This window comes from Sphingobacterium sp. WOUb80 (assembly GCF_050058145.1).
Taxonomy (GTDB): Bacteria; Bacteroidota; Bacteroidia; order Sphingobacteriales; family Sphingobacteriaceae; genus Sphingobacterium.
The window spans coordinates 2001618-2026959 of the sequence record NZ_CP165617.1; the positions used below are offsets into that span (position 1 = coordinate 2001618).

The following is a 25342-nucleotide window of genomic DNA, read 5'->3' on the forward strand; positions in this document are numbered from 1 at the left end:
AGAAGTTAAAGAGCCCCAGTTATTGTCTTAATTAACTGCACCTTGCCCAGCAAAAAATTGTACCTTTATAACAATGAAGTATATATATCTTTTTCTTGCCATAGCTGCTGAGATCCTAGCAACCACTTTCCTCAAAAAGTCCGAAGGCTTTACCCTTGTAAAACCGACTATGATCTGTATCGTCGGTTATATCATCGCCTTTTACTTTTTAAGTATCACCCTCAAATACTTACCCGTCGGCATATCCTACGCAATTTGGTCGGGAGTTGGCATTGTAGCGATTACATTAATTGGGATGTTCTTATTTAAACAAATTCCCGATACCGCTGCTATTATTGGGATGACACTGATTGTCGCTGGCGTCATTATTATCAATCTATTTTCAAAAATGGGCGCACATTAGCTGATCTAAGATCTAAATTTGTATTTTTGTAACTTACATAAATTAAAGGATACGTGTCGTTAGAGAAACTAAAACTTAGCAAAAGATTGACTGCTACGATGACTGAACTCGGTTATCTGGCTCCAAAGGAAATTCAAAGTAGATGCATTTCCAGAATTCTTGGTGGACAGGATGTAATTGCCATTGCTCCCGAAGGTGCTGGTAAAACCACTACTTATGTCTTATCGACCTTGATGAAGCTGAAATTCACCACAGATGAAGCTCCAAAGTTTTTGATCTTGGCGCCTAATGAAGAACGTATCGACGAGATTGTTGAGAGATTCTACCAGTTAAGCAAAAACAAAGGTCTTCGTATCATTGGATTGCGGGCTTCGGGCAGCATGGAGGAAGAAATAGAAGAACTGGTTGATGGAAAAGACATCGTCGTAGCTACTCCAAATCGTGCAAGAGCTATTTATCTTAAATTGGCCTTGAATCTCAACCGTATTCAGACATTAATTATCGATGATGCCGAAGAGATTATCAAACAAGGAATGCAAAATACAGTAAGGGAATTGGCCGAAAGCTGCGGAAAAGTACAACATTTGGTTTTCAGTACTGTTGAACACCAAAAACTTTATGATATGATCGACAATTTCATGAATGAAAATTGTGCCTCGGTCGAAATAGATGAACTTGAGAATGACACCGTCGACACCCTAGATCTATTATTATATCATGTTCCTAATTTCACAACAAAGATCAATTTATTAAATCTTCTGTTGCAGGATAAAGAAGTATTTCAAAAAGTAGTTGTCTTTGTAAACTCGAAGCTTACTGCCCAAAAGTTGGCCAGCAGTTTATTCAGTAGCAATAAAGAAGAAATTGCTATCCTCAATCCATTGTTCTACGATGATTTTGGCTATGAGACTATGGAAGATTTCAAGGAAAATAGTCAATCTCGTGTCCTGATTATTGCACGGGAAAATACAAACGATGTGGACCTTTCCGCTGTTCCATTCATTTTTCAATTTGAGTTACCGAATGAAAAGGAGGAATTCTTAAATCATCTTGTTAAAAACGACGAAAATGAAGAATCGGTCGTGTTGACTTTCACAACTGACCTGGAATTACCCATGGTTAAAAAAATAGAACAGGCCGTTGGTAAGAGAATGGATGTTTTGGAATTGCCGGAGGATCTTGCAATTTATAATCCCATCACTGACAAGAAGAAAAAGTCGAGCAAGGAGGAATATAAAGAAGATCTTTCCCGTGGTGGCGCCTTTCACCAAAAGAAAGAAAGCAATGCCAAGACTTTTAATTACGGGGGTGGCGAAAAGGCAAAGATGACGATGAAAATGAAAAAGAAATAAAAAAGGGAAGTTTAAAACTTCCCTTTCTATTTTTGCCGAAGGATGAATACTGCCCGAATAAATCTCCTTCATATACGACTCCCTATTGATAAAGTAAATTCCGAACGATGCTATCGTGATGTCACTGGTAGCTGAAGCCTACTTTAGAATTTTCTTCAACAATTTAATATACGCATTTGCGATTCGTTCCATGCCCTGATCATTTGGATGAGCATAGTCCACAGTTGAATTCAGATCCAAATTAAGCTCTTGGCTCGACAACAGGAAAAGCTGGCGAACACCTTTCGATTGCAATTTTTCAAACGTTGCCTTCAACACACGGCTACTTTGCTGATACTCTGCATTTTTATCCTCATTGAAAACTTCGGCTATATTGCCCGAACTATGCTGCGTCAAAATAATAGGCGTTGCAGGATGTTCTTTTCTTAAAAATGTCACCGCATTGACCAACAAAGAATCCAATTGTTTTTCTGTTAACGACTTCGAAATAGCCAGATTAGGAATACAATCGAGAATATAGCAGGCGGCATCCTCTTTGTTCATCATATTTAGAATGGGTTGTTCGAGTCGACCATTTCCAGAGAAACATAAATTGATCACCTCGTGATTAAATGCTCGCCCTACCTGGCTGGTCCAAGCCAAACCAGGACGGCTCGTACAGGCACCCTGTCCGATCGACGTTCCATAAACGACAATTGGTTTTGCAGCCGTAGTATGAGTATATGTTAACTTTTCACTTTTCGGAACGCCTATTTTCAACCATTTAACAGTATTGTATAAAGGTAGATATAGACGGTAGTTAAACTTTTCATTACGCCCAATATTTTTCCAGGTATATGAAATGGTGTCCGAAAAATCATAATTCCCATAAGCCCACTTCCATTCTTTCTTTACGGTGTCATAAGCGTAAAGATCCACGCCACTGACACCGGTTGTCGGCATATGGGCCATATTTAAACCTCCTGCCACTTGATATTGAACGGTTATTTCGGGAGAAGCGGTTTGAAAGTCTATGTAGAATCCGGCACTGTTTTTCCCCAGTTCCCATACGGGTTTACGTACCTGGCTTTCCAATTCATCGGGAAGCCGGTTAAATCCAGAAAGCTTCTGATTCTCCAGTCTACCTTCCACATGTTTATCTTCAAGTGGAGAAAACCAACTATAATTCTCCTGCGCTTTGATGGCAGAAAAAGACAACAGCAAGAAAGCTGTCAACGCAACTTTTGAAAACATACAATAATTTAGCTTTATTTGGGTGTAATTGATTATAAAAAAGGAGCCTATTGGCTCCTTTCTATTGCGATTTATTTATTATACTATAAAATAGCTTGTCTAACGCGTACCAGTTTTTCCATCAAGCCTTCAAGTAAATCCAAATGTAGCATGTTGGCGCCATCGGACTTTGCATTTGCCGGATCAGGATGTGTTTCGATAAATAGACCATCAGCTCCCACGGCGATTGCTGCTTTCGCAATCGTTTCAATCAGCGCAGGCTTTCCGCCTGTAACACCAGAAGTCTGATTCGGCTGCTGCAAAGAATGGGTACAGTCCATGACAGTAGGTACATTAAAGGAACGCATTTCGGGAATTCCTCTATAATCAACAATAAGATCCTGGTAACCAAACGTATTGCCACGATCAGTTAAAAAAACTTTCTCATTACCAGATTCAATAATTTTATCTACCGCAAATTTCATGGAACCAGCACTCAAAAACTGCCCCTTCTTTACGTTTACTACCTTGTTTGTTTTTGCTGCTGCAACCAATAAATCCGTTTGGCGACACAAAAATGCAGGAATCTGAAGAACGTCAACATAGGCCGCTGCCATCTCTGCCTCATGGCTCTCATGGATATCCGTAACAGTCGGTACACCAAAAGTCTTCCCTACTTTTTCCAAAATTTTCAAGGCCTTTTCATCACCTATCCCCATAAAAGAATCTAGGCGAGATCTATTTGCTTTACGATAAGATCCCTTAAAAATGTACGGAATATTAAGTTTATCTGTAATAGTAACAATCTTTTCAGCAATACGCAAAGCGATTTCTTCTCCTTCAATTGCACATGGCCCTGCCATTAAAAAGAAATTCTGCGATGTCCCATTCTTGATTTCGGGAATGTATTTGTTAATCATAAAATTATAAAAAATTAATTGCCGAGTTCTGATAAAAATTTGATGCGCATCAATTGGAGATCTTCGTAGCTATAATCGTCTCCACCTAATTCTTTAAGCGCATCATTAATTGAATCAGTCTCCGCTGTCTTAAAATAGTCGTATACCTCATCCTGACGATCCTCATCAATGACCTCATCAATAAAGTAATTAATATTGATTTTGGTCCCAGCGTTCACAATCGTCTCAATTTCTTTCAATATTTCCTCATAGGTGATCCCTTTAGCTGAAGCAATATCATCCAAGGCAATTTTACGATCGATATTTTGAATAATAGATACCTTTAACGCGGATTTGTTGGCTGTACTCTTAATAACAAGATCTACCGGTCTATCAATTTCATTTTCTTCCACATAGTCCTTAATCAACGCAATAAATGGTGTTCCAAATTTGATTGCTTTACCATTTCCAACGCCTTGAATCTGTTTCAATTCATCAATTGAGACCGGATAATGGGTACACATCTCTTCCAACGAAGGGTCCTGAAAGATGACAAACGGAGGCAACGACTTACCTTTTGCAATTTTCTTACGTAGATCTTTGAGCATACCCAACAATACGGTATCTAAAGCACCTGTGCCATGCCCTGTATCTTCCGAATTTGTGTTATCTCCTCCTTCAATTGGGCGATTCAAAACAAATTTTAATTGATAAGGATTATCCAAATAATGACGCCCAATATCTGTCAATTTTAAAAGGCCATAATGATCAATATCTTTTTCGATAAAGTTATCAAGCACTGCCTGTCTAAGTAAGGATTTCCAATAGATAACGCCTTTCTCTTTACCTGTTCCGAAAAGACGGTGTTCATCATGTTTATAGGAAGATACTGGTTGATTATTTTGCCCCATCATGACATTGATCACATGATGATCATCAAATTTCTCGCCCTGCTCCTGGATGAAGCCCAGTACGTTTTTCAAGGAGTCTTCTGCCTCAAAATATTCTTTCTCCGAGCGGCAGTTATCGCACATGTTACTACAACCCTGTTCGTCGAAATTTTCTCCAAAATAGTGGAGGATCTGTTTACGACGACATACTGCAGACTCGGAATAATCAATAACTTCTTTTAAAATCTGTGTACCAATTTCGCGTTCAGCCACAGGTTTATCTTTCATAAATTTTGTCAGCTTTTCAACATCTTTTTCCGAGTAAAAAGCCAAACAATAACCATCTCCGCCATCACGGCCAGCACGCCCTGTTTCCTGATAGTATCCTTCCATGGATTTAGGAATATCATGGTGAATGACATAACGAACATCAGGTTTGTCTATTCCCATACCGAAAGCGATGGTCGCCACAATAACTTCGACGTCTTCCATCAAAAATTTATCCTGCGTATCAGCTCTCGTTTTCGCATCTAGACCAGCATGATAAGGTAAAGCTTTGATGCCGTTCAGGTTCAGCACTTCGCTGATTTCTTCTACTTTCTTACGGCTTAAGCAATAAACTATACCGGTCTTACCTGATTTGGTTTTGATAAAACGAACAATCTCTTTAACAACATCCTTTTTGGGACGCACCTCGTAATACAAATTGCTCCGATTAAACGATGATTTAAATAAAACAGCATCATTCATCTGTAAATTTTTACGAATATCCGACTGAACCTTGGGTGTAGCAGTCGCCGTAAGCGCGATAATAGGAATATTGGCCCCTATTTCGTTAATGACCTGGCGTATTTTACGATATTCTGGTCTGAAATCGTGTCCCCATTCCGAAATACAATGCGCTTCGTCAACCGCTACGAAAGACACGGTAATCTGATGTAAGAATTCCAGGTTATCTTGCTTAGCAAGTGATTCTGGAGCTACATACAGCAACTTGGTCTTTCCGGCGAGTACATCATCCTTAACCTTTGTAATTTCGCTCTTATTCAATGAAGAATTTAAAAAATGAGCGATACTATCTTCGCCACCGAATGCACGAAGCTGATCTACCTGGTTTTTCATTAAAGCAATCAACGGAGAAATAACAATTGCTGTCCCCTCACTCATAAGAGCAGGAAGCTGATAGCAAATTGATTTTCCTCCTCCGGTTGGCATAATTACAAAGGTATCTCTTCTTTGAAGAATACTAGTTATAATTGCCTCTTGATCCCCTTTAAAAGTATCAAAACCAAAAAAATCTTGTAAATTGTCGAAAAGTGATTTTTCTATTTCCATTGCGCCTTGGGCAAAAATAAGATAGATAAATGAAGAAATAATCTTGAAAAATAATCTATTTTTGCAATCTATTCTAATACATAAAAGTAAGAGTATTTTTTGTGAAAAACAACTACGAAATAAAAAATATAGCTATTCAGGCTATTCAAGAAGAAGCTAAGGCGGTAGCTGCTTTAGCCCAATATATTGACGATGATTTTGTTACCGTTGTCGATTGTATTTTAAATCTGCAAGGTAGAGTGATCGTAACTGGAATTGGTAAAAGTGCCATTATTGCACAAAAGATAGTTGCAACGCTAAATTCGACAGGTACACCATCGATCTTCATGCACGCAGCCGATGCCATCCATGGAGATTTAGGCATTATCCAACAAAATGATTTAATTATTGCCATCTCTAAAAGTGGTAATACACCTGAGATTAAAGTACTTGTTCCTTTCCTAAAGCAAACAAAGAATGTATTGGTGGCTTTGGTTGGAAACACCGAATCCTACCTCGCTAAAAATGCCGACTATATCTTAAATACCACCGTTGAGAAAGAAGCTTGTCCTAACAACCTTGCACCAACTTCAAGTACAACCGCTCAGTTAGCAATGGGTGATGCGCTTGCCGTCGTATTACAAGAGTGCCGCGATTTTACAGACAAAGATTTTGCAAAATACCATCCTGGAGGAGCATTAGGCAAAAAGCTGTACTTAAGAGTCGGCGATCTATCTGATCAGAACGGCAAACCTAGTGTCCAACCACAAGCCACAGTAAGTGATATCATCATCACCATAACACAGTTTAGACTGGGAGCTGTCGCCGTGTTGGATGGTGACCACATACTTGGCATCATTACAGACGGTGATATCCGTCGTATGCTGGAGAAACACACTGATTTAGCGGCAATTACTGCTGCTGACATCATGGGAAAATCACCAAAAATCATCGACAAAAATGAATTGGCGGCCAATGCCCTCCATATTATGCGTGAAAATAACATCACACAACTATTGGTTTCCGATATAGGGAATTATGCCGGTGTCATCCACATACAGGACCTACTGAAAGAAGGGATAATATAACTGTAATAAAGTTGTTAGATGTACAATAAATTGGCAATAAATATTAAATTTGGCATATCAGTTGTACTATTTTAATCGTAAAGTAATATTTTAGAAGCATGAAAAAGTATATAACAATCTTAGCAGTGATCATTTCCTTTATTGGTTTTTCTTCGATGCAAACAGGACAAGGGGAATTTAAATTCGAAAAAGAGACACATGATTTTGGCAAAATTCCGGCAGGTACGCCCGTTTCGTATAATTTCAAATTTTCAAACACCGGCAGTGAGCCGATTATCATTTCAAATGTTGTACCTACCTGTGGTTGCTCTGTAGCAGAATTCACAAAGACGCCAATTAAACCAGGAGAAAGCGGCACAATTAAAGTGACTTATAATGCGGCAGCAAAAGCTCCATTCACAAAGAGCTTCACGGTGCAGTCAAACACCAAAACTCCTGTAAAAACGCTATATATTAAGGGTATTGTAGAATAACAATTCTCGTAGATAAAACGAAAAAAGCCACATAATCATGTGGCTTTTTTCGTTTTATTTTGGTTAGCTTTGCACTACTAATTTTAAAAAAACGATAATGCCAGTAATATCAGAAAAAGGACTGAATATGCCTGCGTCGCCTATCAGAAAGTTGACGCCATATGCTGATCAAGCAAAAAAAGAAGGTAAAAAGATATATCACCTCAATATCGGACAACCTGATATCCAAACACCTGAAGTGATGCTTAATGCTTTGAAAAATATACAGTTCAAAGTGTGGGCCTACACACCTTCTGAAGGTACAGCCTCTTACCGAAACAAGTTAGCAGAATATTATAATAAGCTAAATTATAATATTGAGCCAACAGATATATTGGTAACAAATGGCGGTTCGGAAGCGATTATGATCGCTATGCAAGCCTGTTTAAATGAAGGCGAGGAGATTATCATTCCTGAACCATTTTACGCGAATTACAATGGCTTTGCCTGCTCTTCAGATGTTGTTATCAAGCCAATCATGTCCTATATTGAAAGTGGATTTGCATTGCCTTCTATCGCTGAATTTGAAAAAGTAATCACCCCTAAAACAAAAGCGATCTGTATCTGTAATCCAAATAACCCTACCGGTTACCTCTATTCCAGAGCAGAACTAGAAGCACTTCGTGAACTTTGCTTAAAATATGATCTTTACCTTTTCTCGGATGAAGCTTATCGTGAATTCTGCTATGACGGAAGAGAATTTATTTCCCCAATGCATTTAGAAGGGCTCGAAAATAATGTCGTTATTTTTGATACGGTGTCTAAACGTTACTCTGCCTGCGGTGCGCGAATTGGATGTATCATAACCAAGAATAAAGAGTTATATCAGACTGCCCTGAAATTTGCACAAGCTCGCTTAAGCCCATCCTTAGAAGGACAAATAGCGGGTGAAGCTGCTGTTGATACACCAGACAGTTATTTTGAAGCGGTATCCAAAGAATATACAGCAAGAAGAGATACACTCGTAAAAGGACTTAATGCCATTGAAGGAGTTTACTCTCCTAACCCAGGTGGTGCATTTTACGTCGTCGCCAAACTACCAATTGACAATGCAGATAAATTCTGTCAATGGATGTTGGAAGAGTTCTCTTACAATAACGAAACAGTTATGATGGCTCCAGCTACTGGCTTTTATAGCACGGAAGGTGCCGGGGTAAATGAAGTACGCCTGGCCTATGTACTGAATCAGGATGATCTTAAAAATGCCTTAGTTTGCCTAGAGAAAGCACTCCAAGTGTATCCGGGACGTACAAATTAACAATAAAATAACAGCACTTATGAAAGGTGGGACATGTATGTTCCGCCTTTTTCTTTTTTCATAGTTCCTTCCCATAAACCTGTCTTCTATTTGCTTTTTTAAAAAAAACAAAACAAAGTTTTGAAGCATCTTGTTCTTATTATAGTAACAAAAGCGATTTCATATGGATAAATTGAAGAAATTCCAATTGATGGAAAAAATAGCAAGAGAATTAGAAGATGTTAGAAATAGTCAACAAGCTGTTTTGGAAAAAATAGGCAAAATCGAAGTTGATAACATTGAACTCGGCGATAAGAATATTGAAAAAACAATTCCTGATATCTATCAACGTACAGCAGATAATTCAGATGCTATTAAGGCTCTTCTGGAATCTTTTCAAGAGCAGACAGCGGAGTTCGGAGAGAAAAACAATGTTGGAAAATTATTGGAACAACAACAGATCAATAGCGTAAAATAGCTAGCACAAAAAGAAGGCCGATTACTTAATCGGCCTTCTTTTGTTTTATGATTGGGCTTTTGCAGCCTTAGCTTTTAAATATTCTTCTTCAACAAAATGAAGCTGCTGTTCTGGCGTCAGATTTGAATTATCCAAAACAATTGCGTCTTCAGCTTGTCGTAATGGGCTTTCCGCACGCGTACTGTCGATACGGTCACGCGTAGAAAGATTTTCGACGACTTCTTCTAAAGTCACATCCTCTCCTTTTTCCGTCAGCTCCAGATAACGTCTCGCAGCGCGTACTTTGGGATCTGCTGTCATAAAAATTTTCAGATCAGCATCTGGAAACACAGTAGTACCGATATCACGGCCATCCATAATAATATTTCGTCTGCTGCCCAATTTCTGCTGCTGGGCAACCATTGCAAGCCGAACAGCTTTGATCGCACTCACATCGCTGACTTTATCAGAAATATACATCTGACGGATCTCTTCCGAGATATCCTCATCGTTAAGATGAATCTCCGTCTTTATTGCATTTGGGATAAAATCAATATGGATATCTTTCAGTGCATTTTCGATCGCTTCTTGATCATCTAGCGCTATTTCATGCCGAATAAAATAGAGTGTGACTGCCCGATACATAGCTCCGCTATCAATAAAGGCAAACTTCAGTTTTTTTGCCAAAGCTTTTGCCAGTGTACTCTTACCGCAGGAGGAAAAACCATCTATGGCAATAATAAAATTGTGACGTCCACTCATTATTCGTTTCCTCCTATGATTACACCTGGACGATTGACCAAAGGAACCTTAGTCAGGTTACCGTCTACAATGCTCTCGGGTAAAAAGATATATTTTTTATCGTAAATAATATTATCAATATAAAAACTTAACCAATATTCATTCGTCAGCCCGAATACCTGTTCATCGATCGCTTCAACGCGATCAAAAGATTTAGCTTCTATATTTCCAATAAAATGACGCAAAGTCGTTGTTGTTACTTGTCGACCATCCTTTTCGCCATAACCTTTTGAGCTGATCAGCACATTCTGAATGGCAATGTTCTTGTCGTTGATAACATAGACAGTCCAATTTTTTGTCTCCACGGTCTCACCTTCCAAAACAACGGCGATCATAATGTCCTTGACAATATTTTCAGGCAAATCTGCTTTCATGCTTATTTAGACTTTGTAGTTTTCTTAGCAGGAGCTTTCTTCGCTGTAGTCTTTTTTACGGCAGCTTTCTTTTCTGTCGATTTTGCTTTGGTCCCTTTCCCTTTCGGCGCATCCGCTTCAGCCCACTGCAGCACATCGGCATAGGTGATTTTTTCAATCTCGGTTCCTTTAGGGATTTTCAGATTTTGCTTGCCAAAACGAATAAATGGTCCCCAGCGTCCCTGCTCGATCTGAGCATCCGGATTTTCATCAAAAACCCGAATAACTTTCTCGATATCTTTTTGACGTTTGTCTTTGATAATCTGTATTGCCTCCTCTTCTGTTACATCCAAAGGATCGATACCTTTTGGTAACGAATAAAAAGCTGAATTGTGACGGATATAAGGTCCAAATCGTCCCACGGCAACCGTCATTTCTTTGTCTTCAAATAAACCAACTTTTTTCGGTAATTTGAACAGCTCCATGGCATCTTCAAAAGTAATGGTTTCGATCATCTGTCCCTTCCGCAAAGATGCAAAACGTGGTTTTTCCTCGTCGTCAGGGGAACCAATCTGTACCAGTGGACCGAACTTACCAATACGCACCGAAACTGGCTTACCAGAAACCGGATCAACACCAAGCTCACGCTCGTTATTTGCGCGATCAGCATTTACCAAGGTATCTTCAACTTCAGAATGAAACGGGCCATAGAAATCGTGCAGCATTTTTGTCCATTCGGTCAATCCATGTGCGATATCATCAAACTCTTTTTCCACGTTAGCGGTAAAATGAAAATCCACAATACCGTTAAAATGTTCAACCAAAAAATCATTCACCACAACACCGATATCCGTTGGAAACATTTTTCCTTTCTCGGCACCAGTGATTTCGGTTTTTGTTACCGCTGTTAATTCAGCATCTTTTAATGTCAGCACACGGTAATCGCGCGATTTACCTTCACGCTCTTCCTTTATAACATAACCGCGGTTTTGAATCGTTGAAATTGTAGGTGCGTAGGTTGAAGGTCGGCCAATTCCCAGTTCCTCCAATTTTTTCACCAAAGCCGCTTCCGTATAACGTGCCGGAGGTCGAGTAAAACGCTCCGTTGCCGACATATTTTTCAAAGTCAATGGCATACCAACGGCTAATGGCGGAAGAATAGCATTGTCACTATCTTCGTCCATCGTATTGTCTTGATCATCATCCAAGGACTCCATGTAAACTTTCAAAAATCCATCAAATTTCATAACCTCACCCGAAGCATTCAAATCTTCGGTGCGGGTTGAGATGTCGATCTTTGCCAATGTACGTTCAAATTCCGCCTCACTCATTTGGGACGCAATTGCTCTTTTCCAAATAAGCTCGTATAATCTTTTTTCGGATGCATCACCGTCAATGGTATGCTCAGAGAAATAAGTAGGACGAATAGCTTCGTGCGCCTCTTGTGCACCCGATGTTTTTGTTTTATATTTTCTGACCTTATGGTACTGGTTACCATAAGCCGATTTGATTTCCTTTTCAGCAGCCTCAATTGCCGTATCACTCAAATTAACAGAATCGGTACGCATATAGGTAATTCGTCCTGATTCATATAGCCTTTGAGCTACCTGCATGGTGCGAGCAACCGAAAATCCGAGTTTTCTGCTTGCTTCTTGCTGTAATGTTGATGTTGTAAATGGTGCCGCTGGTGAACGTTTTGCAGGTTTTGTTTCCAAGTTTTTTACAGAAAACAGCGCTGCTTTACAATCTTCCAAAAATTTGGTCGCCTCTGCTTCTGTTGCAAAACGCTGCGGAAGCTCAGCCTTGAAACTATCTTTAACTTTTCCCGTATGAAAAAAAGCAACGATCTTAAAAGCCGCTTCGGGTTCAAATTTATTGATTTCACGCTCGCGATCTACAATCAGACGAACTGCAACAGATTGCACCCGACCAGCAGATAAGGAAGGTTTCACCTTTTTCCAGAGAACCGGCGATAATTCAAAACCGACCAATCGATCCAATACCCTTCGCGCCTGTTGGGCGTTCACGAGGTTATAATCTATTTTACGTGGATTGTCAATAGCCTTTAGAATAGCAGGCTTCGTAATCTCGTGAAACACAATTCTTTTTGTGCTTTCATCTTTTAAACCCAAAGTCTCAAATAAGTGCCATGAAATAGCCTCTCCTTCGCGGTCCTCATCGGACGCTAACCAAACGGTTTCTGCAGCTTTAGCCAATTTCTTAAGTTCACTGACAACCGCCTTTTTATCGGAGGGAACTTCATACTTTTGTTCAAAATTCTTTTCGGTATCAATTGCATCATCGGTTTTCACCAAGTCGCGAATATGTCCATAACTTGACTTGACCAAAAAATCCTTTCCTAAATACCCTTCTATGGTTTTCGCTTTCGCCGGAGACTCAACTATCAATAAATTTTTCGCCATCTAATTTGAGATTTGTGCAAATAAAGGGAATTCTGAAAGGAATGACAATAATTTCTTGCAAAAAAGACAAAAAAAATAGATTTCATGTCAACAATTAAGAAATTTATCCAATGACAAAGGACCGAATAACGGAGTTGAGGTCAGCACATAGGAGCAACGAACGGGGATCAGATAGGGATCAACTTCCACCTTTATACAGTGCTTGTTCAGTGATCGTTCAGTGATTGTTCAGTGCTTGCTCAGTGCGGACTGAATAATAACTGAATGATCACTGTCTAAAAATTGATTAAAAATTGAGATTAGGGGTAACTTGACACGAAGATGTTACCGTTTTAATATAGGTTTTGAATATCTATTAAAACGGCAATCATCAGACCACTCTCACGCTAGAATAAAAATGAGTGCCCATTCAAACATCGTACGTTAGTTAATTTCACAGCAAACATTTTGGTGGGAATGACCATTTATAGTTTTTCTTTAATCGAGCTCGGCTTAGAAGTAAAATATATATGTATATTCGCCTATTCAAAAGGGCAATATATAACAACTCCCCTATTTTGTTTAAATATTTTAATAATGAAAAGAAGTCTTCTCAGAATTGCCTTTTGGGGCACGTTATTACCATTTGTATCTTGTTCAGTTATGAAAGATTCAGCAAAATCAAATTCAGACAATTTCCCTAAACTTAGTCTGGAAGCACATCGCGGTGGTCGCGGCCTATATCCTGAAGAGTCTATCGCAGCCATGAAAAATGCAATAGATCTCACAAAGGTGACCACACTGGAAATGGATTGCCATATTACCAAAGACCGTAAGGTTGTTGTCTTTCACGACGATTATCTTAACCCAAAATTTGTATTGAAACCCAATGGCGCCGAAATTTCTGACAAGGATAAACCGCTGAGAATTTATGATATGCTTTATAAAGATCTGATTAAATACGATATCGGATCGAAATTTTATAAAGAGTTTCCTGAACAGAAAAAACAGGTTACACGTATAGCAAAACTATCAGACCTTATTGATAGTACTGAAGCCTACGCAAGTGTAAAAAGGAAAGCGCCGATGTTTTATAATATCGAGGTGAAGAGTAAGGAAGATAAAGATGGTATTTTCCATCCAAGGGTAGAAGAATTTGTGGACCTTATGGTGCAGGTAATCACCGATAAGAAAATTGCTTCACGAACCGTCATCCAATCGTTTGATAGCAGAGCTATTAAATACCTGCACAAAGCATATCCTCAAATCAAAGTTTCTTATCTTATTGATGCAAACTATACCAAAAGTGTAGAGCAAACAATTGCAGCTTTAGGTTTTACACCTTTTATTCTAAGTCCACACTATAAAATTGCTACGCGCGATTTTATAACGCAGTGTCATAAAGCAGATATCAAGGTTATTCCATGGACCGTCAATACAAAAGACGAGATAGAACAGCTGAAGGCCGTAAAGGTTGATGGCATTATTAGCGACTACCCCAATTTGTTTTAACGAACACATTGCTTGTTTCGCCTAAAATAAAAAACTGAATTCCAGTGCATCTCAATGCCAGGAGAAACCAAGTCCAACCAAAGCAAAGCTGTTCACCCGCAACTACTTTGCTTTGGTTTTGTTTTTTAATGCTTTGTCAATATATTCCCGCCCCTTTTGAACCAAAAATTCAGAGCGGTGATAATCCCAAAGGTTACAGATATTATAAGGAATATCAACCACCACGTCGGGATGGTATAAATCAACAATCATACGGCTCATTTTCCTGCGCATCACATAGTATGAGGCTTGGAGTATATCCAACGAATTCGAAGTCTTTGTATCCAGTTTTTTGATCACAGAATATTGTTTATCCGGTTTAGATTCCAGATTAACCGCTATGATCAGGTTCTCTTTTTTGGTGACATGATTTATGGGCAATGGATTCAATACCCCTCCATCAACATAGACATGATTATCTTCTTCTACAGCTGTAAACACAGCGGGAATGGCAATCGAAGCCCGAATCGCATCATACATACTTCCAAAATCCAGCACAACCTCCTTTTCATAATTTAGATCTGTTGCAACGGCTTTAAATAAAATTGGGAAAGTCTCTATATTCGCATCAGGAATCACAGATTTCAAGGCGTTAAAAACCTTGATTCCCTTCATCATCCCCAATCCCTTCCAACTAAAATCCATCATATTAAAGACCGATTTCTTCGTCAGGCGCTGCATCCAATCTTCTAGAACATCCATCTTTCCCTGTGCATAAATACCACCGACAAGCGCTCCTATTGAACAACCTACCACCTCATCGATTTCAAAGCCAAGCTCTTCAAGCCGTCGAATAATACCAATATGCACAAGACCTCTAGCACCACCTCCGCCCAGGACAAGGGTAACTTTACGATTCAAAAAAGCTTTCTCCACCATAGTTATACAAGTACTTGAAACACTTGTTTACATCCAAGCAACAATGTAAACAGATAATCATCGTTATTATATGTATTTTTGATTACAATATACGCAGTAAAAAAAGAAATATGAAAATAGAAATTTGGTCGGACATCATTTGTCCATTTTGTTATATTGGTCTGACAAAGCTTGAAATGGCACTTCAGGAATCCACAAGTAAGCCCGCCGCTGAAATCATCTGGAAATCGTATCAGCTTAACCCCGATTATCCCGAAGATGCTCCAGCAATGCCAACCTACGATTACCTCGTTCAGACGAAAGGCATGAGCTTGGACGATGTCGTTGCGATGACTTCACAGCTCAGTACACAGGGAAAAGAGCTGGGTATTGAACTAAATTTTGAAAAGGCAATCGTCGTAAATACAAAAAAAGCACATCGTCTGATCCATTTTGCCCAGGCGCAGCAAAAAAGCACCCAGATCAAAAAAGCCCTATTTAAAGCTCATTTCACCGATGGTCTCGATGTAAATAACAACGAGGTTCTCATCGCTATCGCAACACAAGAGCAGCTTTCCGCTCAGGAGGTAAAAAACTTATTGGAATCGGATGAATTTGCTTATGATGTTGCACAGGATATCCAAGAAGGTGTCAGCTTAGGACTACGAGGTGTTCCTTTCTTTGTATTTGACAGAAAATATGCTATCCCCGGCGCACAGCCCATGGAGGTCTTTCACAACACCATAAATGAATGCTTGGCCAGTCAGCCTGCACCGCTTGAGCGTAGAGGCGAAGAAGGCCCTTCATGTGACCCTGAAACAGGAAAATGTGAATAAAGAAAGAAAAAATTATTGTTTAATTTTACTATTTTCGCAAGCTTATAACGACAAACAAATTTGGTATAAATGCAGTTAACCAAACTAGAAATTAAAGGATTTAAGAGTTTCGGAGACAAGATCACGATCAACTTCAATGATGGTGTCACAGCGATTGTCGGTCCCAATGGATGTGGGAAGTCCAATGTGGTCGACGCCATACGCTGGGTACTGGGAGAACAAAGCACAAAGATGCTTCGCTCCGATAAAATGGAAAATATTATCTTCAATGGAACGAAAAATAGAAAGCCGGCAAACCTTGCGGAGGTTTCGCTGACCTTCAACAACAACAATAATATTTTACCAACGGAATTCTCGACAGTGACTGTCACCCGTAAGCTGTTTCGCAACGGCGATAGTGAATATCGATTGAATGATGTCAAATGTCGTTTAAAAGATATCACAGATTTATTCCTGGATACCGGAGTTGGCGCAGACAGCTATTCGATCATCGAATTGAAAATGATTGATGAAATTATCAATAATAAAGATAATTCACGCCGCAACCTATTCGAAGAAGCATCCGGAATTTCTAAGTATAAAGTTCGTAAAAAACAAACTTTAGCAAAGCTGAGAGATACGGAGGCCGATCTCAGCCGTGTAGATGACTTGCTTTACGAAATCACAAAGAATCTCAAATCATTAGAAAATCAAGCTAAAAAAGCTGAAAAATACACCTCACTTAAAGCAGAATACCGCCAGAGCAGTATAGATCTGGCTTATTATAAAATTGCAGATTTCTCGACCGAATTAGAAAGACTTCAGACACAAGAATCCAAGGTTCAGAAAGATGCCGTCAATGCACAGCAAAATATCCTGAACGCGGAAACTGAACTCCAAACACTCCGCCAGACAAATTTGGAACAGGAAAAAAACCTTTCGGTACAGCAAAAAACAACACAAGAATTTGTCAATAAAATCCGAGGTTATGAATCGGAAAAGAAGATCAAAAACGAAAAAGTCAAAAATCTTCAAGATAAAGAAAACCGGCTGAACCTCGATATCAACAGCGATAAACAACAGCTTAATCACGTCCTCTACACCATCAAACGACTGAATGAGGAATTGTTTGATGAGCAAAATAAACTCGATTCGTTAAAATCGAATCTTGAATCGGATAAATCCGAAGTCGACGAATTGAGAGGACAGCAACAATCTGCAAAGGGAAAGCTCGATATTTTTAATAAGAGCAATGCTGAATTACAGGCAAAAATCTACAAATTAGAAAAAGATCTTGCCGTATTCACCATTCAGAAAGAAGCCCTCCTGCAAGAATCTGTTCGCAATAGTGTTGATACAGAAGCAAAAGAAACCGAATTGCAGCAGTTCAATTCCGCTGTTATAGAATTGGAGGGTCGTGTGGAAGCACAGCAGCTGCAATACGATTCAGCAAATCAGCTGGAAGAAGAGCTCCAAGGACAGATTAGTCAGTGCCAAGCAAACCTAGAGGAATTTAAGGCCCAGCTTGCCAAAGATCTTCGTCTGGTCGATGCCAAACAAAACGAATACAACCTCACGAAATCTCTTGTTGATAATTTAGAAGGTTTCCCCGATTCCATTCGGTTCCTCAAGAAAAATGCAGGATGGAAAAAGCAGCCTCCGCTCCTATCCGATGTCCTTTTTTGTCAGGAAGATTACCGCGTGGCTATTGAGAACTATCTAGAGCCTATTATGAACCATTATGTTGTCGAAACACAACAAGATGCTGTTCAAGCGATTCAGTTATTGAGCGATGCCGCAAAAGGAAGAGCTAATTTCTTTGTTTTAGATGCCATAGAACATTCGCCAAGTGCTACCCCTGCTCCAAATGACAATTTGATGTCTGCGTTGGATGTGATTACCGTAGACGAAAAGTACAAGGCTTTATGTACGATGCTGCTCCAACAGGTCTTCATCCTAAAACATGAAACTGAAAAGGATCTGGATGATAAGCTACCTGTCATAGGACAGGTAATTCTGCAAAAAAATGGACGTTACTCGAAACATCATTTGGGTCTTTCTGGTGGTTCTGTGGGATTATTTGAGGGCAAACGTATTGGAAGAGCGAAGAACCTGGAAGTGCTATCTCAAGAGATCAAAACCTTAAATCAGGAAATTGCAAAACTTGAAGATAAAATAACGGCCGAAACCGCTCGCCTTGATGTACTACGCGGCAATTCACAGAAAGAGTTAATCGATGAGCTTCGTTTTCAGCTCAATAGACTGAATAATGAATTAATTACAGTCAAAACAAAGCAAGAGCAATATCAAGCGTTCATCAATAACTCACAAGCGCGTAAAAAAGATATTCAGGAGAAAATTGAAGGTATAGAATCGGATTTAAGGATTGCCGAGCCACAGCTTCAGGAGCTGCGCCTGGAAAAAGAACAAAGTATTGCCGAATTATCGACTTTACAGGACCAATTCCATGAAATATCTGAAGTACTTAACGAAAAATCGACCGCATACAATCAAGAGAATATCGCTTACCACCAACAGCTAAACAAAGTTTCCAATATCACAAAAGATCTCGAATTTAGGGAGACGCAGAAAGACGACCACGAAATTCGTGTTGAGCGAAACAGTGCAGAGTTAGTTGAGGTGCAAGAAGCCTTAAGAACAACCATTCCATTTGAAGATGAAGAAGATCAGGATCTTATTGCTATGTATGAGCAGAAAATTGCCCTGGAAGATGGTCTCAAAGAATTGGAAGACGGCTACTATGCAGATAAGCAGAAAATCAATAACCTCGAAGATGCTCTGACACAGCAGCGTCGTTCAAAAGAACAGAGTGACTTTCTTGTTTCAGAGATCAAAGATAAAAAAACAGGCCTTCAGATCGACCTCAATGCTTTAAAAGAACGTCTTTCTGTTGAATTCAACATCGAATTGAAAGACCTGATTGACCGTGAAGATGTGCCTGAGATCACAGAGGATCAGGCGACATTGGCAACCAAATGTAGCAAACTCAAGAAACAGCTTGATGAATTTGGAACGATCAATCTGATGGCAAAAGAGGCATTCGACGAGATGAACGAACGCTATGATTTCATTAACAAAGAGAAAGCTGATTTAATCGAAGCAAAAGGCTCATTGATGGCAACTATAAAAGAAATTGACGATACCGCTCAAGTTCAGTTCATGTTTACATTCGACGCCGTAAGGAACAACTTCGTCAAGGTATTCCGTTCGCTATTTAACGAAGAAGACAGCTGTGACCTGGTACTCACAGACCCGAGCAATCCGTTGGATTCAGATATCGACATTATTGCAAGGCCGAAAGGGAAAAGACCGCTGTCTATCAATCAGCTTTCGGGCGGTGAAAAGACCCTGACTTCAACAGCCTTGTTATTCTCACTTTATCTTTCCAAACCCGCACCATTTTGTATATTCGATGAGGTGGATGCACCTTTGGATGATACCAATATTGATAAATTCAATAATATTATCCGGGATTTTTCCAAGAATTCACAATTTATCGTGGTTTCACACAATAAAAAAACGATAGCAAGTACAGACATCATCTATGGAGTAACCATGGTTGAACAAGGTGTATCCCGTGTAGTTGCAGTAGATCTAAGAGAAGTTGCTTAGTGCGCAACAAAATACACAATAAATAAGACGGACTGGATTTACATCCAGTCCGTCTTATTTATACAGAATGGTCCTGCCATTCCTAGAGACAAATCCACAAATGCAACATAAGCGCCAAGTGCTGTACCACGCATCTGCCGTGCAACTTTTTTTGTGGCTAGCACACACATTAAATATATTTCGAGTGCAAATATGCGGCGAATCAAAAAGCTAAACATTGACTCAAGTCGAAAAAATAGCCTGCAAGTCGAAAAAGGAAGCTGAAAAATAAAAAGCCCAGAGTGGGGAACTCTGAGCTTTCGTTAGCCATATATTAACCTATTTTATGAAAAGTATTTGTAATGAAAACGCCACTTTTTTGAATTAATTATAACAATAGCGTCCATTTAACATTTTTTAACGTTTAGAAAAAATTCATGATCCGCTCTATTTCAACGGAGCCAGAACCCGTCATTTTTCGTGCTCTTGTCAGAGATCCCTCATCCTATCCACACAAAAAAGCTCGAAGTGGGGAACTCCGAGCTAACCTAACCAATTATTAACCTAAATTTATGAAAAGTCTAATTTATGCAAATAGCCTCTTAGCTATTTTGAATATTAAACGTACGCCAAGCGCTTATTATTACACAGTCCGAGCGGATTTATGTGAAATTTGACATTTTTTAACAATTCAATAAGTAACTTTAGGTAAACGAACGTATAAATAAATATCATATGGCAGAATACGATTTAAATGAACTTCAGAAGATCCACGAAAACAAAGATGTTTTAAACTATCTGGAACAACATGGCATTCTGGAGATAAAAAAATTCAATGATGTTTACGATTATGAAAAGGAGCTTTACGAGCTACAGGTCAAGCTCTTAAAGCTTCAATATGAAATCATTGAAAAAGGAAAACGCGTTCTTATTATTTTTGAAGGTAGGGACGCTGCGGGTAAAGGTGGTACAATAGGCCGTATAACCCAATACCTAAATCCTAAAAGGCTACGCGTTGTTGCATTGCCTAAGCCAACCGAAGAGGAAGCTGGACAATGGTATTTTCAACGATATATTAAACAGCTCCCCAATGCTGGGGAAATTGTGATTTTTGACCGTAGCTGGTATAACAGAGCTGTTGTTGAGCCTGTGTTTGGATTTTGCTCCAAGGAACAGCATGAGCTGTTTATGAACCAGGTCCCTGAATTTGAGAAGCAGTTAATCGACGATGGCATCATCCTCATCAAATTATTCCTCAACATCAGCAAAGAAGAGCAAGCCGAAAGGTTAAAAGAGCGAAAAGAGGATATCCTAAAACAATGGAAAATTGGCGTCCTCGATCAGCAGGCGCAGGAGAAATGGGATGTCTATACAGGCTATATTGACGATTTATTTAAAAAGACAAGCACAAAAAAATCGCCTTGGCTAGAGATTACGAAAGATAACAAGAAAAAAGCTCGCCTAGCATCCTTCAAACTGATTATCAATGCACTCGTTGGAAGTGAGCAGGAAAAAATAGATTCTTTCGTCACAAAACACGATTAAAGGTCTGTCGATTAGGAAAGGTACAATTATAACAAACAGGAGAAAAAGTATTTCCTCCTGTTTGTTATAATGTCAGAACGAATTAGGACACCAGAACCGTAGTTTCTATTTTAGGTCCTGCTGCGTGCACTGAGGGTGGCATCTCATTATTGAATTTTTCAAAATTCGAAATAAACAGCTTCGCCAGGCGTTTTGCCTGCATGTCATAAGCCTCGTCATTGTTCCATAAGCCGCGCGCATCTAAAATTTGTGCAGGAACATGCTCGCCACAGCTCGTAGGATACTCCAGTCCAAAAATATCATGCCTCTTGAACTGAGATTCCAGCAGTGAGCCATCCATTGCTGCTCGAATTAGCGATCGCGTATAATTTAGTTTAATACGTCTGCCTATTCCATAAGGACCAGCGATCCAGCCCGTGTTCACTAACCAAACTTTGATGTTGCGATTTTGCTCTAGTTTTGAACGCAACAAGGCAGCATACTTTGCCGGATGAAGCGGCAAAAATGCCTGTCCAAAACAAGTTGAAAATGCTGCTGTAGGCTCCTTTACTCCTACCTCGGTACCCGCGACCTTTGCTGTATAACCACTGACAAAATGATATACCGCCTGATCGATTGTCAACAATGAAATGGGAGGAAGTACCCCAAAAGCATCTGCCGTAAGGAAAAAAATATTTTCGGGTTCACGGCCAATTCCGCTCATTTCGGCATTTTCCATGAAATCTATTGGATAGGATACGCGGGTATTTTCCGTCTTACTGATATCGTTGTAATCAGGTCGATCAAATTCATCCAAAACAACATTTTCAAGCAGAGACCCAAAACGAATTGCGTGAAAAATCTCAGGCTCTTTGTCCTCCGACAAACCTACACATTTGGCATAGCAGCCACCTTCGAAATTGAATATTCCCCTTTCGCTCCATCCATGTTCGTCATCACCGATCAACTTTCTATTTCTATCAGCTGACAAGGTGGTTTTACCTGTACCCGAAAGTCCAAAAAACAAAGCTGTCTCCCCTTCCTTCGAAGTATTCGCCGAGCAGTGCATCGAAAGCACATTATGCTGGAATGGCAAAATAAAGTTCAATATTGAAAAAATGCTCTTTTTAATCTCTCCTGTATAACCGGTCCCTGCAATCAGTACTATCCTTTTTGTAAAATCAATCGCGACAAAATTTTCGTTGATAATGCCGTATTGATGCGGCTCTTCGATAAGAAGCGTCGGGGCAGCTAAAATCGACCAAGCAGGCTGAGCATCCAAATTTGGTTCCGGCCGCAGAAACAGGTTATTGGCAAATATACTTTGATAAGCTGTTTCCGTAACAACCCGTAAATCTATTTGATAAGCTGGATCAGCCCCTGCTGCGCAATCTCTTACATAGATGATTTTATCACTTAAGTGAGTCGCTACTTTCGAAAATAGTGCTTCAAAATTGGCTGGAGACATCCGTTGATTGATTTCTCCCCACCAAACGCTATCTTTTGTTAAAGAATCTTCGACCAGAAACCGATCTTTTGGCGATCTTCCAGTAAATTTTCCCGTATCAGCAGCGAGTGCTCCCGTATCAGAAAGTCGACCTTCGTGATTTGCTAAGGCATGTTCGACCAATTCAGAAACAGGCAATTGATAAAATACATTTTTTGTACTATCAATTTTTAAATATTTCAAATCAGGCGCGTTTCCAATGTTACCCTTTTTCATATTTTTTGTTTGTTTTAAAATGTGCCCAAATTTAAAGGCATTTTTCGCTAAAAACAAAACTTAATTATCTAAAAATCAAGCTTATTGTACAAAAAACACAAAAACAAAACACTCATTAACAATAACTTATAGAGATAAAAAAAATTAAACTTTTTAGCATATTTTTTTAGCACATCAATTTATACTTATCAAAAAATATCACATATTTTTCGTAAATTGTTCCAACCTTTACAAATATTAATAAGGTAAAAAACAGACCGTGTAACGTCCATCGACCATTGATCGTTGAAAGTGGCAGCAATGTCCAGGCAGACGGACTAACATGAGTAAAGATAAAGAGATGAAATAGCTACAATTGTAGCACAAACACGAAAGAGCACAGGGTGGCTTTCATGCTATCTGACAAATAATTGCTTGTGCTTAAAATAAATTGGATATGCTATATAACCATTAAAAGACACATAATCTGCGAATGAAATTACATGCTATAGAAACGGGATTTTTTAAACTCGATGGCGGTGCAATGTTTGGCGTTGTTCCAAAGAGTATCTGGAACAAAACAAACCCGGCCGACTCAAACAATATGTGTACCTGGGGAAACCGTCTGCTCCTCATCGAGGACAGTAACCGATTAATGCTGGTCGATACAGGACTTGGAGACAAACAAAATGAAAAATTCTTCAGCTATTATTATCTTCACGGGGATGCAACGCTGGATAAATCATTAAAAAATATTGGATTTGACAGAAGCGATATCACCGATGTCATCCTTACACACCTACACTTTGACCATTGTGGCGGCGCTATTGTCCGCGAAGGTGAGCAACTAGTTCCGGCCTTTAAAAATGCACATTTTTGGAGCAATAGTGACCATTGGTCTTGGGCGACCGATCCTAACCCGCGCGAAAAAGCTTCTTTCTTAAAAGAGAACATTTTACCGATACAAGAGAGCGGGCAATTGAAATTTGTCGAAGATCATCAGAATCCTTTTGGAAACAATATCGCTATCCGTTATGCACACGGCCATACAGAAGCGATGATGTTGCCACAGATACAGTATAAAGGCAAAACAATCCTCTATATGGCGGATCTATTGCCTTCGGTGGGACATATTCCCATTCCCTATGTTATGGGTTATGATGTCAGACCTCTCGTGACCATGGAGGAACGCAACAGCTATTGGAATGAGATCGTCGATAATGAATACATCTTATTTTTCGAACACGATCCCATACATGAATGCTGTACACTTCAACGTACTGAAAAAGGTATCCGGGTAAAGGACATTTTCAAACTGAGCGAGATTTAGCTTGTCTGATCAAAGGAGATCAAATAGGATATAAAAAAGGACAAACAAAAAAGGCTACTTTGAAAGTAGCCTTTTTTGTTTCATGTATATGTTTAGAATCTAAAGCCCAAAGCCCAATAATTCTCAAAAAACCAGATCTGTTGAGATGCTTTATCTACCCCTCTTCTTCCAGTTGTACGAATGTTTGTTAAATCAGTCCAGCCCGTTTTGAAGTTCCCCTGAAGATAGAGTCCTTTATAAAAACGGTAGTGCAAACCTACTTTTGCCGAAGCACCATAACCCGCAATGTTCCAAAAGTGGTTGGCTCCTTCGCCAAAAAGATGTACGTCGGAACGAGGAATCAATAGACCTACATCCACACCAGATTCCATTGTCAGCACCTGTTGACCTTTGCGATTATTGATGATGTCATCATAACGCTCCAGACCTACTGAGGCAAAGTTATAACCATCTGTATGCTCAAATGTCAGCATGGCAGAGTCTACAGTAATCAATTCACCGTTATATTGACCGGCGCGGTTTCCCGTCGGGATACCAGGATTAGAAATCTCTTCACCTATAAAACCGGAAATTTTCACCTGCTGCGGAATATCGACCACATATTTCATATGATCCCATCCCAATGAAATTGAATAATTATCTTTGATATAATAACCAAAGTGCAGATTAAATTGTGGAATAGTCAACCGGCTTGGATCAAAATAAGTTGATCCAAATTTAGTTGGCCTGTCACCCGCTTTTACATCGTGCAGTATAAAGTCATAATTGGGACCCGTAAAATGAATATCTGATTTCGCGTAAGAAGAGAAGTTGTACCCCCAAAAGAAGAAGAATTTGCCCTTGTTACTTTCTGTTCTCAAATTTTTCGGTTTGAAAATGCTTTTTCCTATCTCAGGACTTTCTTGGGCAAATAAGGCAGAAACACTTAATGCAAGTGCTCCAATTGTTAAAAATATTTTTCTCATATCGGTGCTAAAAACGTTGGGCAAAAGTACCGGCATTCTATTTTATAAGCAAATAAAATCAGTGG

21 protein-coding genes are annotated in these 25342 nt (G+C 39.4%); 11 read left to right on the forward strand and 10 right to left on the reverse strand.

Features of this window, described 5'->3' with window-relative positions; genetic code table 11:
* Positions 1–73 precede the first annotated feature (73 nt).
* The gene (locus AB1Z56_RS08245) at positions 74–403 is read left to right on the forward strand and encodes a DMT family transporter (RefSeq protein ID WP_313265551.1); all 330 of its coding nucleotides are present in this window, start codon (positions 74–76) and stop codon (positions 401–403) included.
* A gap of 53 nt (positions 404–456) precedes the next feature.
* Positions 457–1755, forward strand: a complete 1299-nt coding sequence (locus tag AB1Z56_RS08250) for a DEAD/DEAH box helicase (RefSeq protein ID WP_426791673.1) — start codon at positions 457–459, stop codon at positions 1753–1755.
* A 138-nt stretch (positions 1756–1893) separates the two neighbouring features.
* On the opposite strand, the gene AB1Z56_RS08255 is transcribed toward AB1Z56_RS08250, so the two are convergent.
* The 3 genes from AB1Z56_RS08255 to recQ all read right to left on the reverse strand — a co-directional run bounded on the left by AB1Z56_RS08255 (position 1894) and on the right by recQ (position 6091).
* Positions 1894–2988, reverse strand: a complete 1095-nt coding sequence (locus AB1Z56_RS08255) for an SGNH/GDSL hydrolase family protein (RefSeq protein WP_426791674.1) — start codon at positions 2986–2988, stop codon at positions 1894–1896.
* 83 nt (positions 2989–3071) lie between these two features.
* Positions 3072–3887 carry a 3-deoxy-8-phosphooctulonate synthase gene (gene kdsA, locus AB1Z56_RS08260; RefSeq protein ID WP_293908094.1) on the reverse strand — a complete coding sequence of 272 codons (816 nt, stop codon included), beginning with the start codon at positions 3885–3887 and terminating at the stop codon, positions 3072–3074.
* Between the two features lie 14 nt (positions 3888–3901).
* Positions 3902–6091, reverse strand: coding sequence for a DNA helicase RecQ (gene recQ / locus AB1Z56_RS08265; protein ID WP_309366890.1), 2190 nt, complete (start codon positions 6089–6091; stop codon positions 3902–3904).
* Between the two features lie 101 nt (positions 6092–6192).
* Here recQ and AB1Z56_RS08270 point away from each other — a divergent pair, with 101 nt between their 5' ends.
* The 4 genes from AB1Z56_RS08270 to AB1Z56_RS08285 all read left to right on the forward strand — a co-directional run bounded on the left by AB1Z56_RS08270 (position 6193) and on the right by AB1Z56_RS08285 (position 9385).
* Positions 6193–7158 carry a KpsF/GutQ family sugar-phosphate isomerase gene (locus AB1Z56_RS08270; RefSeq protein WP_313265545.1) on the forward strand — a complete coding sequence of 322 codons (966 nt, stop codon included), beginning with the start codon at positions 6193–6195 and terminating at the stop codon, positions 7156–7158.
* Positions 7159–7256: 98 nt separating this feature from the next.
* Entirely contained in the window at positions 7257–7631 is a 375-nt protein-coding gene (locus tag AB1Z56_RS08275; RefSeq protein ID WP_075992841.1) for a DUF1573 domain-containing protein, read from the forward strand.
* A gap of 97 nt (positions 7632–7728) precedes the next feature.
* Entirely contained in the window at positions 7729–8928 is a 1200-nt protein-coding gene (locus AB1Z56_RS08280) for a pyridoxal phosphate-dependent aminotransferase (RefSeq protein ID WP_426791675.1), read from the forward strand.
* Between the two features lie 163 nt (positions 8929–9091).
* Positions 9092–9385 (forward strand): hypothetical protein, encoded by a 294-nt coding sequence (locus AB1Z56_RS08285; protein ID WP_075992843.1) that lies wholly within the window; start codon positions 9092–9094, stop codon positions 9383–9385.
* 45 nt (positions 9386–9430) lie between these two features.
* Here the strand turns inward: AB1Z56_RS08285 and cmk are convergent, their stop codons facing one another.
* The 3 genes from cmk to topA are packed head-to-tail and all read right to left on the reverse strand — an operon-like array spanning position 9431 to position 12941.
* Complete coding sequence (gene cmk / locus AB1Z56_RS08290) at positions 9431–10126, reverse strand: (d)CMP kinase (protein WP_309366887.1); 696 nt, start codon at positions 10124–10126, stop codon at positions 9431–9433.
* A complete protein-coding gene (locus tag AB1Z56_RS08295; protein ID WP_046672862.1) occupies positions 10126–10539 on the reverse strand; it encodes a hypothetical protein in 414 nt (137 codons plus the stop codon). Before AB1Z56_RS08295 ends, cmk begins: the two co-directional genes overlap by 1 nt.
* Positions 10540–10541: 2 nt before the next feature.
* Complete coding sequence (gene topA / locus AB1Z56_RS08300; protein ID WP_309366886.1) at positions 10542–12941, reverse strand: type I DNA topoisomerase; 2400 nt, start codon at positions 12939–12941, stop codon at positions 10542–10544.
* Positions 12942–13517: 576 nt separating this feature from the next.
* Here topA and AB1Z56_RS08305 point away from each other — a divergent pair.
* Positions 13518–14432, forward strand: a complete 915-nt coding sequence (locus tag AB1Z56_RS08305; RefSeq protein WP_309366885.1) for a glycerophosphodiester phosphodiesterase family protein — start codon at positions 13518–13520, stop codon at positions 14430–14432.
* Positions 14433–14534: 102 nt separating this feature from the next.
* On the opposite strand, the gene AB1Z56_RS08310 is transcribed toward AB1Z56_RS08305, so the two are convergent.
* Positions 14535–15350, reverse strand: a complete 816-nt coding sequence (locus AB1Z56_RS08310; protein ID WP_313265538.1) for a patatin-like phospholipase family protein — start codon at positions 15348–15350, stop codon at positions 14535–14537.
* Between the two features lie 110 nt (positions 15351–15460).
* Between AB1Z56_RS08310 and AB1Z56_RS08315 the strand changes: the two genes are divergently transcribed.
* Positions 15461–16165: a DsbA family oxidoreductase gene (locus tag AB1Z56_RS08315; protein WP_426791676.1), complete on the forward strand. Its 705-nt coding sequence runs from the start codon at positions 15461–15463 to the stop codon at positions 16163–16165.
* Between the two features lie 69 nt (positions 16166–16234).
* Complete coding sequence (smc, locus tag AB1Z56_RS08320; RefSeq protein WP_426791677.1) at positions 16235–19777, forward strand: chromosome segregation protein SMC; 3543 nt, start codon at positions 16235–16237, stop codon at positions 19775–19777.
* 38 nt (positions 19778–19815) lie between these two features.
* On the opposite strand, the gene AB1Z56_RS08325 is transcribed toward smc, so the two are convergent.
* Positions 19816–19941 carry a hypothetical protein gene (locus tag AB1Z56_RS08325; RefSeq protein WP_426791678.1) on the reverse strand — a complete coding sequence of 42 codons (126 nt, stop codon included), beginning with the start codon at positions 19939–19941 and terminating at the stop codon, positions 19816–19818.
* Positions 19942–20491: 550 nt separating this feature from the next.
* On the opposite strand from AB1Z56_RS08325, the gene ppk2 reads away from it, so the two are divergent.
* A complete protein-coding gene (gene ppk2 / locus AB1Z56_RS08330; RefSeq protein ID WP_426791679.1) occupies positions 20492–21301 on the forward strand; it encodes a polyphosphate kinase 2 in 810 nt (269 codons plus the stop codon).
* 82 nt (positions 21302–21383) lie between these two features.
* Here ppk2 and pckA read toward each other — a convergent pair whose 3' ends face one another.
* Positions 21384–23003 carry a phosphoenolpyruvate carboxykinase (ATP) gene (gene pckA, locus AB1Z56_RS08335; RefSeq protein ID WP_313265532.1) on the reverse strand — a complete coding sequence of 540 codons (1620 nt, stop codon included), beginning with the start codon at positions 23001–23003 and terminating at the stop codon, positions 21384–21386.
* A 472-nt stretch (positions 23004–23475) separates the two neighbouring features.
* Between pckA and AB1Z56_RS08340 the strand changes: the two genes are divergently transcribed.
* Positions 23476–24312: an MBL fold metallo-hydrolase gene (locus AB1Z56_RS08340; protein ID WP_426791680.1), complete on the forward strand. Its 837-nt coding sequence runs from the start codon at positions 23476–23478 to the stop codon at positions 24310–24312.
* A gap of 92 nt (positions 24313–24404) precedes the next feature.
* Here the strand turns inward: AB1Z56_RS08340 and AB1Z56_RS08345 are convergent, their stop codons facing one another.
* Entirely contained in the window at positions 24405–25277 is an 873-nt protein-coding gene (locus AB1Z56_RS08345) for a hypothetical protein (RefSeq protein WP_313265529.1), read from the reverse strand.
* Positions 25278–25342 lie beyond the last annotated feature (65 nt).

What these genes read in the sequence shown, in the direction of transcription:
- AB1Z56_RS08345 (WP_313265529.1), bottom strand. Translation starts at nt 25,277, where the DNA reads ATGAGAAAAATATTTTTAACAATTGGAGCACTTGCATTAAGTGTTTCT.
- ppk2 (WP_426791679.1), top strand. Translation starts at nt 20,492, where the DNA reads ATGGCAGAATACGATTTAAATGAACTTCAGAAGATCCACGAAAACAAA.
- AB1Z56_RS08310 (WP_313265538.1), bottom strand. Translation starts at nt 15,350, where the DNA reads ATGGTGGAGAAAGCTTTTTTGAATCGTAAAGTTACCCTTGTCCTGGGC.
- AB1Z56_RS08245 (WP_313265551.1), top strand. Translation starts at nt 74, where the DNA reads ATGAAGTATATATATCTTTTTCTTGCCATAGCTGCTGAGATCCTAGCA.
- cmk (WP_309366887.1), bottom strand. Translation starts at nt 10,126, where the DNA reads ATGAGTGGACGTCACAATTTTATTATTGCCATAGATGGTTTTTCCTCC.
- recQ (WP_309366890.1), bottom strand. Translation starts at nt 6,091, where the DNA reads ATGGAAATAGAAAAATCACTTTTCGACAATTTACAAGATTTTTTTGGT.
- AB1Z56_RS08280 (WP_426791675.1), top strand. Translation starts at nt 7,729, where the DNA reads ATGCCAGTAATATCAGAAAAAGGACTGAATATGCCTGCGTCGCCTATC.
- AB1Z56_RS08275 (WP_075992841.1), top strand. Translation starts at nt 7,257, where the DNA reads ATGAAAAAGTATATAACAATCTTAGCAGTGATCATTTCCTTTATTGGT.
- AB1Z56_RS08305 (WP_309366885.1), top strand. Translation starts at nt 13,518, where the DNA reads ATGAAAAGAAGTCTTCTCAGAATTGCCTTTTGGGGCACGTTATTACCA.
- AB1Z56_RS08255 (WP_426791674.1), bottom strand. Translation starts at nt 2,988, where the DNA reads ATGTTTTCAAAAGTTGCGTTGACAGCTTTCTTGCTGTTGTCTTTTTCT.
- topA (WP_309366886.1), bottom strand. Translation starts at nt 12,941, where the DNA reads ATGGCGAAAAATTTATTGATAGTTGAGTCTCCGGCGAAAGCGAAAACC.
- AB1Z56_RS08295 (WP_046672862.1), bottom strand. Translation starts at nt 10,539, where the DNA reads ATGAAAGCAGATTTGCCTGAAAATATTGTCAAGGACATTATGATCGCC.
- smc (WP_426791677.1), top strand. Translation starts at nt 16,235, where the DNA reads ATGCAGTTAACCAAACTAGAAATTAAAGGATTTAAGAGTTTCGGAGAC.
- AB1Z56_RS08340 (WP_426791680.1), top strand. Translation starts at nt 23,476, where the DNA reads ATGAAATTACATGCTATAGAAACGGGATTTTTTAAACTCGATGGCGGT.
- AB1Z56_RS08315 (WP_426791676.1), top strand. Translation starts at nt 15,461, where the DNA reads ATGAAAATAGAAATTTGGTCGGACATCATTTGTCCATTTTGTTATATT.
- pckA (WP_313265532.1), bottom strand. Translation starts at nt 23,003, where the DNA reads ATGAAAAAGGGTAACATTGGAAACGCGCCTGATTTGAAATATTTAAAA.
- AB1Z56_RS08285 (WP_075992843.1), top strand. Translation starts at nt 9,092, where the DNA reads ATGGATAAATTGAAGAAATTCCAATTGATGGAAAAAATAGCAAGAGAA.
- kdsA (WP_293908094.1), bottom strand. Translation starts at nt 3,887, where the DNA reads ATGATTAACAAATACATTCCCGAAATCAAGAATGGGACATCGCAGAAT.